12 protein-coding genes, 1 tRNA gene and 1 riboswitch are annotated in these 13,494 nt (G+C 41.8%); of the genes, 9 read left to right on the top strand and 4 right to left on the bottom strand.

The annotated features are described in order from the left end of the window. Positions 1 to 549 precede the first annotated feature (549 nt). The 3 genes from BROSI_RS03215 to BROSI_RS03205 form a co-directional block, all read right to left on the bottom strand. A complete protein-coding gene (locus tag BROSI_RS03215) occupies positions 550 to 2,166 on the bottom strand; it encodes a GIY-YIG nuclease family protein (protein ID WP_052562302.1) in 1,617 nt (538 codons plus the stop codon). Positions 2,167 to 2,290: 124 nt separating this feature from the next. Beyond that, a complete protein-coding gene (locus BROSI_RS03210; protein ID WP_162183218.1) occupies positions 2,291 to 3,547 on the bottom strand; it encodes a tetratricopeptide repeat protein in 1,257 nt (418 codons plus the stop codon). Positions 3,548 to 3,858: 311 nt separating this feature from the next. Then, positions 3,859 to 4,560, bottom strand: a complete 702-nt coding sequence (locus tag BROSI_RS03205; protein WP_052562300.1) for an MgtC/SapB family protein — start codon at positions 4,558 to 4,560, stop codon at positions 3,859 to 3,861. A gap of 433 nt (positions 4,561 to 4,993) precedes the next feature. Further along, positions 4,994 to 5,112: riboswitch (cyclic di-GMP riboswitch) on the top strand. A 51-nt stretch (positions 5,113 to 5,163) separates the two neighbouring features. Here BROSI_RS03205 and BROSI_RS03200 point away from each other — a divergent pair. From BROSI_RS03200 to yidD, 5 genes are all read left to right on the top strand, one after another. After that, entirely contained in the window at positions 5,164 to 6,846 is a 1,683-nt protein-coding gene (locus tag BROSI_RS03200; protein WP_052562299.1) for a caspase family protein, read from the top strand. 133 nt (positions 6,847 to 6,979) lie between these two features. After that, positions 6,980 to 8,158 carry a hypothetical protein gene (locus tag BROSI_RS03195; RefSeq protein WP_052562298.1) on the top strand — a complete coding sequence of 393 codons (1,179 nt, stop codon included), beginning with the start codon at positions 6,980 to 6,982 and terminating at the stop codon, positions 8,156 to 8,158. A gap of 202 nt (positions 8,159 to 8,360) precedes the next feature. After that, positions 8,361 to 9,236: an SDR family oxidoreductase gene (locus tag BROSI_RS03190; protein WP_052562297.1), complete on the top strand. Its 876-nt coding sequence runs from the start codon at positions 8,361 to 8,363 to the stop codon at positions 9,234 to 9,236. Between the two features lie 101 nt (positions 9,237 to 9,337). Further along, positions 9,338 to 9,709, top strand: a complete 372-nt coding sequence (gene rnpA, locus BROSI_RS03185; protein ID WP_052562296.1) for a ribonuclease P protein component — start codon at positions 9,338 to 9,340, stop codon at positions 9,707 to 9,709. Next, on the top strand, positions 9,690 to 9,899 hold the full coding sequence (gene yidD, locus BROSI_RS03180) for a membrane protein insertion efficiency factor YidD (RefSeq protein WP_052562295.1): 210 nt from the start codon (positions 9,690 to 9,692) through the stop codon (positions 9,897 to 9,899). Before rnpA ends, yidD begins: the two co-directional genes overlap by 20 nt. A gap of 35 nt (positions 9,900 to 9,934) precedes the next feature. Here the strand turns inward: yidD and BROSI_RS03175 are convergent, their stop codons facing one another. Next, a complete protein-coding gene (locus tag BROSI_RS03175; RefSeq protein ID WP_157842347.1) occupies positions 9,935 to 10,639 on the bottom strand; it encodes a tetratricopeptide repeat protein in 705 nt (234 codons plus the stop codon). Positions 10,640 to 10,920: 281 nt separating this feature from the next. On the opposite strand from BROSI_RS03175, the gene BROSI_RS03170 reads away from it, so the two are divergent. The 4 genes from BROSI_RS03170 (at position 10,921) to BROSI_RS03155 (ending at position 13,401) form a co-directional block, all read left to right on the top strand. Beyond that, positions 10,921 to 10,994 (top strand) — tRNA-Arg (locus tag BROSI_RS03170). A gap of 33 nt (positions 10,995 to 11,027) precedes the next feature. Continuing rightward, positions 11,028 to 11,669, top strand: a complete 642-nt coding sequence (locus tag BROSI_RS03165) for a histidinol phosphate phosphatase domain-containing protein (protein ID WP_052565617.1) — start codon at positions 11,028 to 11,030, stop codon at positions 11,667 to 11,669. Between the two features lie 71 nt (positions 11,670 to 11,740). After that, entirely contained in the window at positions 11,741 to 12,391 is a 651-nt protein-coding gene (locus BROSI_RS03160) for a tetratricopeptide repeat protein (protein WP_052562293.1), read from the top strand. Between the two features lie 5 nt (positions 12,392 to 12,396). Beyond that, positions 12,397 to 13,401, top strand: coding sequence for an RluA family pseudouridine synthase (locus BROSI_RS03155; protein WP_052562292.1), 1,005 nt, complete (start codon positions 12,397 to 12,399; stop codon positions 13,399 to 13,401). The last annotated feature ends 93 nt before the right edge of the window (positions 13,402 to 13,494 follow it).

The raw sequence follows: 13,494 nt of genomic DNA, 5'->3' as shown, positions 1-13,494 counted from the left end.
ATTCTCCAAATTTTACACTATACTATGACAAGTCGCAACTAAAAAGGCAGAGTGTTTAAAATTGAATTGACGACGTTCTTTTCCCCGATTAAGTTGGTTAAGTCACGTTTACAAATTTTTGCGTGCAAAAAGTTTTTATATAGTTCTTGAATCAACATTTGAATTTTTTGATATAAGTATAAACAATAACAACATAATAAGGATAAAAGTTTCGTTAACGCCACAGGTAAACCTTTATAAACGGTGCCTGGTGACTCATTGGGTTTATCTCATAACATCCTGAAATTAAAACAAGACTAAAGATCTGACTGTAAATACCCAAGTGTGGTTAAGGAGAAAGATAAGTCTATGGCAAGAGAAGAGAAATTTGGGGGGAGTATAGTTTGTAGAGCAAAAAACCTGCTTGGCAAAAGATATGTACAACTCACTTATCAAAGCATGACTATTTAGTGAGGTACAACTTATGCATAATCAAAGGACTTGACCAACCCAAATCTTCAGTGGAAAAATTACACTCTGGATATCTAAAACAATTATTTCCGGAGCCTGTTATACCAATCGAAACATTTTTTTCTGAAGTGTTTCTTCATCCCGAATATAATCCTTCATCAGTTTCAGGCATGCCTCTTTGTCACAAACGGTATCCATGTTGATATAATTTACATGATCTTTCTTTGTTTCTAACCAACTCAGCACAAGGTCTATTTCTCCCGTTTCAATTTCAGTAAGGGTATTATCGTTTTGAATATTTTCATCGGAAAATACCTTTTCTCCCTCCCCATCACCCCTCCCGTCCAAGGAAGGGGAAATTGTTATTCCCTTTGTTTTTTCTCTCCTCGCGGGATGGGATGAAGGGGTGGGGGGATTTCCGTTACCCTTTACATGTGAGGTCGAACAGGCGCTTGTTCCTGCGGTTTCATAATACATTTCGTCTAAGATTTTTCCAACTTCCGAAAAGTTTACGGCGTCTCTTAAAACTTCGTACCGTTCTAATGGCAAACCATCTTTCACGAAAAACAACTCCAGGCTTTCCTCCATCAAAGAAGGTAATATCAGTATGAAATTTTTTAGATTTCCATATCTGGCTGCCCTTTCATGTACTTCAAGCTGTTGATTCAGTATTGGTTGATATTGTTTTATCAATCGGTATTCCAGGAGCATTGCTGAAAGTTCGGAACCCGTTATCTCATATTCAATGCTGTGGACGTTACGCAATACATCGGTTATTTTTTGCAGCCGGTCTGCCGTATTCCAGAAATAGGAGCTTACCCGCGACCTCAGATTCTTTGCTTTGCCCACGTAAATTATCTCTCCCTGTTTATCCTTCATCGTATAGACACCCGGCTTCTGAGGAATGGCCCATAGAAAGCCCTTGCCAAAGGCATATTTACTAAAATCAACATATTCGATATCGGGATATTGAAATTCCAGGACATCTTCTACCGTATTTAATCCCCGTTCTTTTAAGAGTTCCATGTACCGGGAAAAGATATCGGCAATTGCACCAATCTCCTTTTCGGTACGCCGGATATCCATTACGGGAAGTTGAAAAAAGGAGGCTATATCATGCAATGATTTTGGATGAAGGTCCGGAATAAGCCTCTTTGTTAAGGACTTTAAGCATATGTATGCATTTTCAAGAGGGTTATTCAAGGTATTCAGAATCTTATTGAGCAGAGGTAGGGAGGACCGAATATCATAACCAACCAAAACGCTCTCTCCGCAGAAATCAATGAGAGAGCGCATCGCCTTTTCTTCAGGAACACCTTCTTCCATTTCCTGCGCTAAATCTGCAGGCAAACAAAGAGCAGATACGGCTAGCGAGGCAGGTTTTATGAAGAGATGAAGACGGTTTGTTGTTTTATCATTTCCTGGTTTTTGTGCACTTATTTCGACGATTGTTTTGGATCTTTCAACGGTGTCTGATGTCAGAAGGCTCAGGAAAACAAATCCTGCTTCAGAAAGGGGTGTCCCACCTCTTTCAATAATCCTCCAGAGATGATTTTCGTCTACAACAAACCTATGATCCCCGGCTGTAGCAGTCCGTATAAGTGTCTCACTGATATTGGGTGAGGCGCCTTTAATCTTCAATACCTGTTCCACCAGTTCCCCACTGGCAGCGCCTGTTTTCTGAGACTTCAGATAGGTATAGATCTTATCGCGCATAGTATCGGGAAATCCTAAAAATCCTGAAATAAAAAAAGAGGGCGAAATCCCTCTTTCATGGAATGGCGTATTTTGTTCTATTCTGCAGGAAATGAAAGCCGCCGGCTACTATTCCGGTAAAAATTTATTTCTTGCGTTCGCACGTTAAATTCAGGTATGCCTGATACTCCCGTTGCGCCTCTTCTTTCATACCCTTTCGGTCATAAATAATACTTAAACCGTAGTGCGCCTTTGCGAAATTGGGATCAATTCGTACGGTCTCTTCAAGTGCAACTGCCGCCTCGTCCAAAATCCTGCTTTCTGAATACGCGCTCCCAAGGTCAAAGTATACAGACGGATTGTAAGGATTTATCTCAATAGCCTTTTGTAATGAGGCAATTGCTTCGTCAAGCGCTCTTTTGTCCGAATAAGGATTCTGTATGTTATAATGAGCTGCTGCTGCCTTACGAACGGTGGCAATGGCAGTAGCAAGCACCCGCTTGTCAGCGTAAGCCTTACCAAGTCTGTAATGTGCGTCTGCATCATTCGGATCGAGCTTCACAACGGCGCTGAATTCTTCAATCGCCTCTTCGAATAACCTTTCATCCGAATAAACGATCCCGAGGTTATAATGCACTTTGGGATTTTTGGGATCAATTTCTATTGATCTCCTGTAAGCATCCGCAGCCTTGACATTCTCTCCTTTAGCGTAGTGGGTTAAACCGAGATGGTAATGCGCCAGTGCATGGTGCGGGTTGATATCAGTAACTTTTTTGAATTCAGTTATCGCCTCATCCAACAGGTTCTTATCCAGATATATCTTGCCTAAACCCAAATGGGCATCTGTATAATTTGGATTGATCTCGATAGCCTTCCTGAATGCCTGAATTGCCTCATCTGTCGCATTTTTCTCAGCGTAAACTACTCCTAAATTATGCTGAGATACGCCGTCTTTTGGATTGATCTCCAATGCTTTTTTGTATTCATGTACGGAATCGTTAAACATCTGTCTGGATTTGTAGATGTCAGCCAGCTTACTATGCGCCAACTCATGGTTGGGATCTAATTGTATCACAGATTTGAATGCAGTTATAGCATCTTCCCAGAGGCCTTTTTCTATGGAAAGTAAACCAAGCTGGAAAAATGCGTCCTTATAGTTTGGATCAATCTCTGTAGCCTTTTTTAGCTCTGCGATAGCTTCATCAACCATCGTCCGGTTATTATATGCCATCCCCAGATCATAGTGTGCCGCCGCCAGAGCGGGATTTATGCGGATGGCCTTTTGATATGCAGTGATAACCTCATCAGGCATATCAGCCTTGGAACATCCGTATATACTGCCAGAAACTAATACTGCCATTAACGTTAGTGTTTTGAATGGCGATACTAGATTCATTATCATTATCAGGTCTCCCATGAAAACTTTTATCGATACATGAATTTTCTATAACGGACTTATTTTACCTTTCAGGAATTTGCCGAGTAACGGGCAGCATGGACTTCGTCGTGATGGTTCGACACGCTCTCACCATGCACGGGCGAAATAATCTCATTCTCCTGAGCTTGCCGAAGGGTCAGCCGAACGACAAGCCTGCTTATTTGTGCTTACTTTGAGACAGAGCAGGCTATGCCATACTTTTATGGGGGAATATATCAAATGGGCTATATATTGTCAAATGTTTATTTGGTAGATAGTTAGATAATCAAAAACACTTACTCCCACCCAAGTTTACGAATCTCTTTAATCGACCTGGCAACCTCATCGCAAACTTTTGAGACCGCAGTCTCGTCTTTAAATCTCACATTGATGTTATACTGAACTTCATTTTTCACAAGGTCGCGTTCAAATTCGTAATGTTGCAATTCCATTGAATTCCTTCTTAATATTTCCACAATAGGTGTGAAATTGGGTTCGGAACCTGAGGCGCACACCTTGAGTGTTCTATAGGTATCACGTTTAATTCCGCGTTCAAAGAGAGGTCCTAACAATAGCGCAAAAAGCGTTATGAGTGTTGTAAGCATCGCAGGAGTATAACAGCTGCTTCCTATTGCCAAACCGATGCCCGCCACGACCCATAAAGATGCCGCAGTCGTCAACCCCCGCACCGTTGTTTTAAATCTCATAATTGTGCCCGCACCCAGGAAACCGATCCCGGTTACCACCTGGGCGGCAATCCTTGCAGGATCGACCCGTATGATGGAATCAGCGGCAAAAGTTTTATATCTTTGAAAGATATGCTCAGATACCACCATCATCAGGGTTACACCCACGCATACCAGAATATGGGTCCTCAATCCGGCCGGTCGTCCTCGCCGTTCCCTTTCCCACCCAATAATCCCGCCTAAAACGGCTGCTATGAGAAGTTTTCCGATAGAGTTATCAAAGGTTTCCATAAGACTCAGAAGATAAGACATATCTGCTCCTTCATTTAACAAAGAGATTTATTCAACACATAACTCATTTTAGATAAATGATTTAAGTATTTGACAAAAAGTATAACCCAGCCTATAATTAATGTCAAATGTTTATTATCTTCCCACCAAAAGTAAAAATAAAGTTTAGACTTTTTTCTCAAATACTGAAAGGCACGAAGAAGCCTGGGCCGCATCGAATCTGAAAGAAAGACTGTCTTCCGCGTGAATTATACCGGTTGTGTGTCATGACACATACATGTGACGATACACTTGTGTGGCATGTTGCATTTTTTGCGCATTATATCCATTGCCATTCATGTTTTGTTCTTCGTTCGTAAGTGATTAAAATACAAATCACAATGAAATAATTTTTAAAATTTTTTTTGCCTGTTGTAAAATGGTTTCTATTTTGCCAATGACTCTTTAGCAAGCATTTTGATAAGGGTAAACCCTGAGTGATCGGGGGGCGCAAAGTAGTGGATCTTTAAGCCTGTACGGACGGGGTTTTAAAAAACCGGTTTTTGCGGGAATAAAGACAGCCTTACTGCCGGAATGAATATCTCTGTAGTAAGGCTTTTTTATTTGCAGGAAAGGGGGAACCGTATGGGAAAAATAATTTTTGTCCATGGAATTGGGGATTCAAAGTCTGATTACTGGCATGAATGGCGTGAGAGAGTTGCTAATGCAATCGGGACAAACAAATTTGACCCTAACCGTGACTATCATGGTGTATGGTGGGAAGGCATTATGGATGATTATTCAGGGGGAGGAGAACCCGGAAAAAGATCATTGAAAGCGCCCTCGTTAACAGACAAGGCATCGAAACTCAAGGATGAAATAAATACGACAATTCACCGGGAACTCTTACGATGGTGCAAAGGGAAAGGAAAAACTCTCGATCGAAGTATGGAGCGAGGATTCATTGGCGATTACCTTGGCGATTTTGGATATTATTTACTTGATGCAGCTTTAGCAGATAAAGTCCAAAAACAGCTTCGGGACAAACTTATCGAATTGTCACAACAGGATACTGAACTCCACATTATCTGTCATAGCTGGGGAACAGTAGTAACGTACGATGTCTTAAGCAGGTGGGACAAATGTCCAAAGATTTCGTCACTGATTACCATTGGCAGCCCTCTGTGGATACCCGTTGTCAGAATTGAACGGCGAAAATATCCGGAGAAGACGATGCGGTGGACGAATGTCGATAATGAGGGAAACGGATTCTGGGAATGGTTTAATGGCGATCCTATTGGCGGTTACTTAAATATTTACGATGATCATGACCGCTTTAAAAACATGAATATCCATAGTAAGACTGGTCACCTTGCGGTGGGGTATCTAGGGGATGACGAAATGACCGGGATCCTGCTGACATCCTTGAGGGTAACAATCCCACCAGGGGTTGCAGAGAGGGCGTTAGAGCCGAGAAAACCAAAGAAAAAGGCATTACTGATTGCCATTAACGAATATCCGTTCCCTATTCCACCGCTCTACGGCTGCATAAACGACTCTTTCCTGGTAAACCGTATGCTTCAGGAGGTGCATGAATTCCCAACCAAAGACATCCATATGGTTCATAATCACCGCGCAACCACGAATAAGATCAGGAACAAGATAGAGTGGTTGCTTGATGGGGCAAAAAGTGGAGATACGCTTCTTTTACACTATTCGGGACACGGAACTCAAATACCAGAACGGATAGGTGATGAAGTGGACGGACTTGATGAATGCATAGTCCCCTACGACTTTGATTCTGATGCGCCAGGGTTGATAGACAACGATTTCAGGGAATTGTTTGGAAACCTCCCTGCCGGGGTCAAGCTTACGGTCATCTTCGATTGCTGCCATTCAGGAACAGGCACAAGGGGTGAAAGTATCAAAGTGCGAGGATTTTTGCCGCCCATGGATATTTTGAACAGGGTGTATGAGTTTAAATTTGAAGGGAGTCCTTTGCCTGTGTTTAAATTGCGCGAGGAATTTGCGGACAAGAAACGGCGGTTATTACGGGAGATGAAAAGAGAGAAAGACGAGTATATTCCGATTGCACTTTCAGCATGCAAGGATAGTCAAACTGCCAAAGAGTATCCCGTAGGCGGTGCAAATTATGGCGCATTTACCTATTTCATATGCCATGAAATTTATAAGAATAAGGGCAAGAAATTAACGTACGGGAATCTCACGAAAATGTGTGGTCGGTCCATGAAACTTGCCGATATTCAGGATCAGACGCCTCAACTGAACGGCCCCCGGAAGATAGAGGCATCGATGTTTTTGCTCTGAAGCACGAAGATATTCCCGGAAGCGGAATAGTCTTTTGTATGATTTCTGGGTGTGCAATAAAACATTCAGATGGTATAGTTATTAATTCCGATGTGATAAAGTTCGATAATCCTCTACTATGGGTAAAATAAATATGAAGAAGCTTTTTTATACGATTTCAGGTATTTTTTGTTTTTTTCTATCATTCGGCTTTATGGGTATTGTCAATGCAGATCTTCAGCCGCAGGAATATGTCAATACCCCTCCCACGACTCCTTACACACACGTTGAATTCAAAGAAAGAGTTTCGTTTAATAAAAAATCATTGAAATTAGACGACCAATCTCAGGAATGGCAAAGTAAAATGCGTGACCTTGGACATCGATTGAAACAGGCAAAAGTTGGTCTCATATATTTTATACACGGTACCTATGCCGGTGACGATCCTTTTGGCATTGCGAATCTTATTGAGCAAATAAATCACGACTTTACTCCCATAGTTAAAGAATTTATCAAACAAAATATGATTGATAAAATGATGGAGGATTGTGGCAATTATACACAAGAATATGTGGCGCTATTTAAAAAGGCTATTGGCAATGATATTTGTTGTGAACGGTTTATCTGGTCATCTGAGAATCATCATTTTGCACGTTTGAGAGAGTCCATAAAGTTGGTTAGTGCACTTGCGAATGACATTGATACGAAAATGCCATCATGGGGAGAAAGGGTTTTATTACTTGGTCATAGCCATGCCGGACAATTGTTTGCACTTATGACAAATTTTCTGGCACAATCACCAGGTGTGAGTGCACTCCTTGCTATCGGCGGGAAAGCAGGGATAGATGTTTCAAAATTTGATGAGTATTTACAAAAAATCCGGCAGGTTCATTTAGACATTGTTACCTTTGGAACACCTCCTCGCTACGGATGGGGGGACGGAAAGTATAATCTATTGAATATTATTAATCATCGTGGAAATGAATTTTTGGCTGGAGCTATAGATACCATGGTTTTTAGCACAAAACATGGCGACTATGTACAACAATCGGCTATTGCCGGATCGGATACCATTGCAAAAACAGATACAGAGCGCATGTCTGACAAGAAACTCGATGAGATACTGGGTAAAGGCAATGATATGATTGGATTGTTTGAGAATTTAAAAGCAAGAATGAGGGTTCCTCATTATGGGAAAACAATTTTAGTAGACTACAAGGATAATAGTACCATTTATCCTAATTGTTTTGATACACTTTTTGGACACGGGGTTTATACACGATATGAGAAAATGCTTTTTAATACACAACTCATAGTAGATGAAATGTATTGATGCATTGAAAAGAGTCTCTGCAAGAAAATGGTGAAAAGGAATGGTGTATCCCTGGTGAAAAATTATCTGTGTTTCTAGAAAACTACAAGACTACTAATCGCAAGGCATCCTTAATGTAGTCAAAAAATACCTACAGGTTATGAACGATGCATGCAACAGCAAAAAGAAGCTTTTACAGGGTAATACTGCTACGAGGTAATTTATGAAAAAATTGCTCGTTACGGGTGCCAGTGGTTTCCTGGGCTGGAATATTTGTCAGGCCGCGAAGAATAAATGGAAGACATTCGGGACAGTCTTTTCTCATCCTGTGGGAATTGCAGGTGTAAATATCGTAAAAATTAATTTGGCTGATTTTTATGAATTGAAGAAACTATTTCAGGAAACCAATCCGGATGCAGTAATCCATACCGCCGCAAACTCTGACCCGAATTTTTGTCAAATCCATCGGACTGAATCACAGAAAATCAATGTAGCTGCCTCTGTTCATATTGCCGCACTTTGTGCTGACTATAACATCCCGTGTGTTTTTACCTCAACCGACCTAGTCTTTAATGGTTTAAATGCCCCGTACCGTGAGGAAGATCCCGTTTGTCCCGTCAATTTTTACGGTGAGCAGAAAGTACTGGCTGAGAAGGGTATGCTTAAATACCATCCGCTGGTTGCCATTTGCCGCATGGCATTGATGTTTGGTATTTCCGGACCTGGCGCCAAAAGCTTTATTCAACCAATGACCGAAACAATGAGAGAGGGTAGAGAATTGCGATTATTTGTGGATGAATTCAGGACTCCGGTAAGTGGAAAAACCGCAGTCTCCGGAATTTTTCTTGCCCTTGAAAAGGCACGAGGATTACTCCATTTGGGAGGCATTGAACGCATTTCACGCTACGATTTTGGCAAGTTGCTCATGGAAACCTTAAACATACGAGAAGCCCGGTTAATACCCAGCAGACAGAAGGATGTGGTCATGCCAGCACCGAGACCTCCTGATGTTTCACTCGATAGCTCAAAAGCTTTCGCTTTGGGCTTTAAACCATTCCTTCTGTCAGAAGAACTCAATGGACTGCGTGGCATTGTTTGATCCTGCAGGGATATCATTGACTACCTCATCTGTTTCTGCTAACCTAAAGGCATTATAAAATCCCCTACATTCTTATCATACTTATCATACGATTTCAGTTCATGAATTTTCGATTTACAAAAGCTGAACGTTTGACCAGAAAGAAGGAATTTGAAAAGGTCTTTCATGAGGGTAAGGTATTGAAAAATGGAAAGACCGTTCTCTATGTCATGCCTAACGGCCTTCAACATTCCCGTTTGGGACTGGTAGTGAGTAAAAAGGTAGGAAATGCCGTTCGGCGCAACCGCGCCAAACGACTGCTGAGAGAGGTTTACAGGTTGAACAAACACTTACTTGCTGTGCATGTCGATATTGTTGCCATTCCAAGACATCCCTTTTCGTCTGATCTGAAACTGTCCGACGTTGATAATGGATTTAGGAAATTATTGCTCCAAATTAACGAAACCTTTGCCAATGAAATTTATCGTCATTAAACTCCTCCGGATTTATCAAGGTATCATTTCACCCCTTTTTCATCCTTCCTGCCGGTTTGAACCTACCTGTTCTCAATACATGATCGATGCAGTGGAAAAAAAAGGTGTTATTTGGGGAATTTGCCTGGGCATATGGCGTGTACTGAGATGCCATCCCTTTGGTGATTCCGGGTATGACCCGGTGAAGTAGTGCTCAGAGTTTTACCAACAGACAATGAAACTCTTTTATTGCGGCTGATTCCCCCTTTTCATTAATTCCTCATAAAGTTTGAGTTCGTTTTGAGCTTCCTTTTCCATCCCCTTCTTTCTATAGGCAAATTCAAGATTTTTGTGGGTCATTGCCATTGCCGGATTAATTTTGACAGATTTCCTTAACTCATCAATAGCCTCATCCAGTAACCCTTTTTCGGTGTAAGCAACTCCCAGGTTGTTATGGGTAACTGCATCATCTGGTTTTTTTTCAATAACCTTCTTATACTCTTTAATGGCTTCGTCAAATTGCTTTTTCTGAGCATAGGTAAATCCTAAAACGTAATGTGCTTCTGTAAAATTTGGCTTTAATTCCACCGCCTTTTCCCAGGCAAAAATAGCTGCATCCTGCATGTTGTTTCGTGCATATATCGCACCAAGATTATAGAGGGTCTCAGGGTCATTTGGATAGAGTCCCAATACGGTTTTGTATTCCTCAATAGCTTCTGTGTACAACCCTTTTTTGTGGTAGGCTACTGCGAGGTTGTAATGCGCCTCTCTGTTATAGGGCTCTATCCTCAATGCCTTCCTGTATTCAGCGATGGCATCATCAACCTTGCCCTGACTATCCAAGGAAACGCCCTGGCGGTTGTAGTAATCAGGGTCCTGTACACCACAACCGGCGGCTATAAATATACCGGGAAGAAGCAATAATGGGATGTATCGAATAAGAAAAAGCATACCGTTTCTCTCCCTTGTCATTTCGTTCGTTACAACAAAACACACCGGCTTATTTCCTTCGTTTGCCAGAATAAACAAGACGTATCTATAATGTCATTGCATTGTAATATGAAGCATTCTCTACTTCAATTGAATTCTTCGTGTGAGGTGGAAATGACCGGACGAGATGGAATGATGTTGATTTTTTTTTACTTAAGGCTATAATTTATTCTTTTAAACTATCTGATTTTCGCTCGGTTGTCCTTGTTTTCCTGGACAGGAATGACTTGCAATAATCCAATGCGCCCGTAGCTCAGCAGGATAGAGCGACGGTTTCCTAAACCGTAGGTCAGACGTTCAAATCGTCTCGGGCGCATTAAAATTTTTTATCGGCGATTGGCCTTCGCAGATGATTGACTTGCACACACATACGTTATTTTCTGATGGCGTACTTTTACCAGCTGAGTTAATCCGTCGTTGCGAGGCCAAGGGGTTTCGAGGGCTGGTAATAACGGATCATGTCGACTATTCAAATATTGATATAGTAATTCCGAACGTCCTGAAGGCATGTAAGGAAATAGCATCTGTTTCTAAAATCAAGGTGTATGGCGGGGTTGAATTGACCCATCTTCGTCCGGAGCATATAAAATCCATGGTAAAACGGGCAAAAACATTAGGTGCATTCATTGTGCTGGTGCATGGCGAGACTATTACCGAACCCGTGCTGCCGGGGACAAATCGGGCAGCAATAGAGGCCGGCGCTGATATCCTGGTACATCCCGGTCTTATTACAGAAGACGATGCGAATCTCGCTAAAAGCAAGGGGGTCAGATTGGAAATCTCCGGCAGGAAAGGGCATGCTTATGCAAATGGACACGTAGTTAAAATGGCAAAGAAGGTTGGGGCAAAACTTGTTTTTGGTTCCGATTCACATACGCCTGACGATTTGTTAGACCGGAACCGCGCCGAATGCATTGCACGCGGGGCGGGTTTGGAAGAAAAAGATATTCAGGAAATTTTTAAAGAGGCGGAATTTTTAGTTGGTTTATAACTTGATTGTGCAAGGAAATTTCATTTTATTTAAGCGGTATTTTGGGTGTTTAAATTGTAGAAAGAAGAAAAATGAAAGAAGCTACTGTAAATATTTTAAAAACGCTGAATAAATATAAGGTCTATATTGGAATAGGTGTTGGTGTTGCAATTGCTGCTGGTGGAGGAACTGCTTTTTTCACCACAGAAAAGGCCAGAAAGACGGAGGTTGCGTGGCAAAATCTGTGGAAAATCAATAACGATCTGGCAATGACGGTACAACAGGGAAAGGATGAAAAGGACAAAACTGCGGCTTTGAGCACTGCAGCTGATGCTTACAAATATATGAAAGATACGATACCTTCTTCCAGCGCTGCTCCATGGGTAGTATTTGAGCTGGGAAATATTTATTATCGCCTGAAGAACTATGATGATGCTATTCGCATGTACAATGATTTTCTGGAGAAGTATAGCAGCCATTCCCTGGCACCCATTGTAAAGCAATCTCTGGGGTATGCCTATGAGGAAAAAGGGCTTTTCCAGGAGGCGGTAAAACAATTTGAGGACATTGTAGTTGCCGGTAATAATTTTCTCGTCGCACAAGGAAGCTGGGACGCTGGTCGTTGTTACGAAAAGTTAGGTCAGACAACCGATGCAATCCGCTCATATACCAAAGCACTTGAACTCTCTCCAAACAGCAATTGGGCTACAATGGCGCAGTATCGTTTATCTGTAATCCGGTAATAACTATGGAGCAGGAAATTTCGCAAGTAAAAGAGGTAACCTTTGATATAAAAAAGGTATTTGAAGACAAAAGGATTGATCAATACCTTGCCTCGCGTCTTCCCGATTATTCCAGGACTTTTATTCAGAAGTTAATAAAAGAAGGGGCTGTACTGGTCAATGGACATACGGTCAAAAGCAGCTATGATATCCAGAAGGGAGACTGTATTTCCGTCCATGTGCCTGTTCTTGAAGAAAGCAAGATCGTCCCTGAGGAGATACCCTTAAATATTGTGTATGAAGATGATTATTTGATGCTCATTAACAAACCGTACGATATGGTTGTGCATCCTGCGGGCGGCCATCCTTCCGGCACCCTTGTTAACGCATTAGCCTTTTACTGTCAGAATCTTTCCCAAGCCAACGGGCCATTAAAAGCGGGCATTGTGCATAGGCTGGATAGAGATACAAGCGGGATTATGCTGGTAATCAAGAGCGATGCCGTCCATTCCCATATTGCCATGCAGTTTGAAAAACGCTATGTAAAAAAGGAATATATTGCCGTGGTCGAAGGCGAGATTATGTTTGATTCCGACGAGATTCATTTACCTATTGGAAGGCATAAAACAGACCGGCAAAAAATGGCCGTAAGACGCGATAACGGCAAAGAGGCTGTGTCTATCTATGAGGTAATGGAACGGTTCCGTGGTTATACCCTGGTAAGAATAATGCCAAAGACGGGACGGACACATCAAATCCGTGTACACATGCGGTCGATTGGGCATCCGGTTGTTGCTGATTTTATGTATAGTAACCATGAATCATGCTATCTTTCCGACCTGCTGGAGAAGGAAAGAGAATCCGGAGAAATGCCAATTATCGAGAGACAGGCGCTCCATGCGCACAGGATAGGGTTTTTCCATCCTATTCAGAATAAGAAAATGGAATTCCAGGTAGACCTCCCTGAAGATATTTCACGTCTTGTAAAAACGCTGAGGGAAATAAGACCTTACAGAAACAGCAATAATTAGCAACTGAACCAATTTCGGCAATGACACGGCACTGTTATTTGTTATTCTGAACTTGTTTCAGAATCTTGTCGTGGTTACTCCACCTCGCTAACG

The sequence above is a fragment of the Candidatus Brocadia sinica JPN1 genome (assembly GCF_000949635.1).
Taxonomy (GTDB): domain Bacteria; phylum Planctomycetota; class Brocadiia; order Brocadiales; family Brocadiaceae; genus Brocadia; species Brocadia sinica.
Note: the sequence above shows the minus strand (reverse complement) of the source record. Positions and strands in the feature narration are given on the sequence as shown.

Excerpts from the sequence above, each read along its gene's own strand:
- BROSI_RS03215 (WP_052562302.1), bottom strand. The coding sequence starts at position 2,166 with ATGCGCGATAAGATCTATACCTATCTGAAGTCTCAGAAAACAGGCGCT.
- BROSI_RS03210 (WP_162183218.1), bottom strand. The coding sequence starts at position 3,547 with ATGATAATGAATCTAGTATCGCCATTCAAAACACTAACGTTAATGGCA.
- BROSI_RS03205 (WP_052562300.1), bottom strand. The coding sequence starts at position 4,560 with ATGTCTTATCTTCTGAGTCTTATGGAAACCTTTGATAACTCTATCGGA.
- BROSI_RS03200 (WP_052562299.1), top strand. The coding sequence starts at position 5,164 with ATGGGAAAAATAATTTTTGTCCATGGAATTGGGGATTCAAAGTCTGAT.
- BROSI_RS03195 (WP_052562298.1), top strand. The coding sequence starts at position 6,980 with ATGAAGAAGCTTTTTTATACGATTTCAGGTATTTTTTGTTTTTTTCTA.
- BROSI_RS03190 (WP_052562297.1), top strand. The coding sequence starts at position 8,361 with ATGAAAAAATTGCTCGTTACGGGTGCCAGTGGTTTCCTGGGCTGGAAT.
- rnpA (WP_052562296.1), top strand. The coding sequence starts at position 9,338 with ATGAATTTTCGATTTACAAAAGCTGAACGTTTGACCAGAAAGAAGGAA.
- yidD (WP_052562295.1), top strand. The coding sequence starts at position 9,690 with ATGAAATTTATCGTCATTAAACTCCTCCGGATTTATCAAGGTATCATT.
- BROSI_RS03175 (WP_157842347.1), bottom strand. The coding sequence starts at position 10,639 with ATGCTTTTTCTTATTCGATACATCCCATTATTGCTTCTTCCCGGTATA.
- BROSI_RS03165 (WP_052565617.1), top strand. The coding sequence starts at position 11,028 with ATGATTGACTTGCACACACATACGTTATTTTCTGATGGCGTACTTTTA.
- BROSI_RS03160 (WP_052562293.1), top strand. The coding sequence starts at position 11,741 with ATGAAAGAAGCTACTGTAAATATTTTAAAAACGCTGAATAAATATAAG.
- BROSI_RS03155 (WP_052562292.1), top strand. The coding sequence starts at position 12,397 with ATGGAGCAGGAAATTTCGCAAGTAAAAGAGGTAACCTTTGATATAAAA.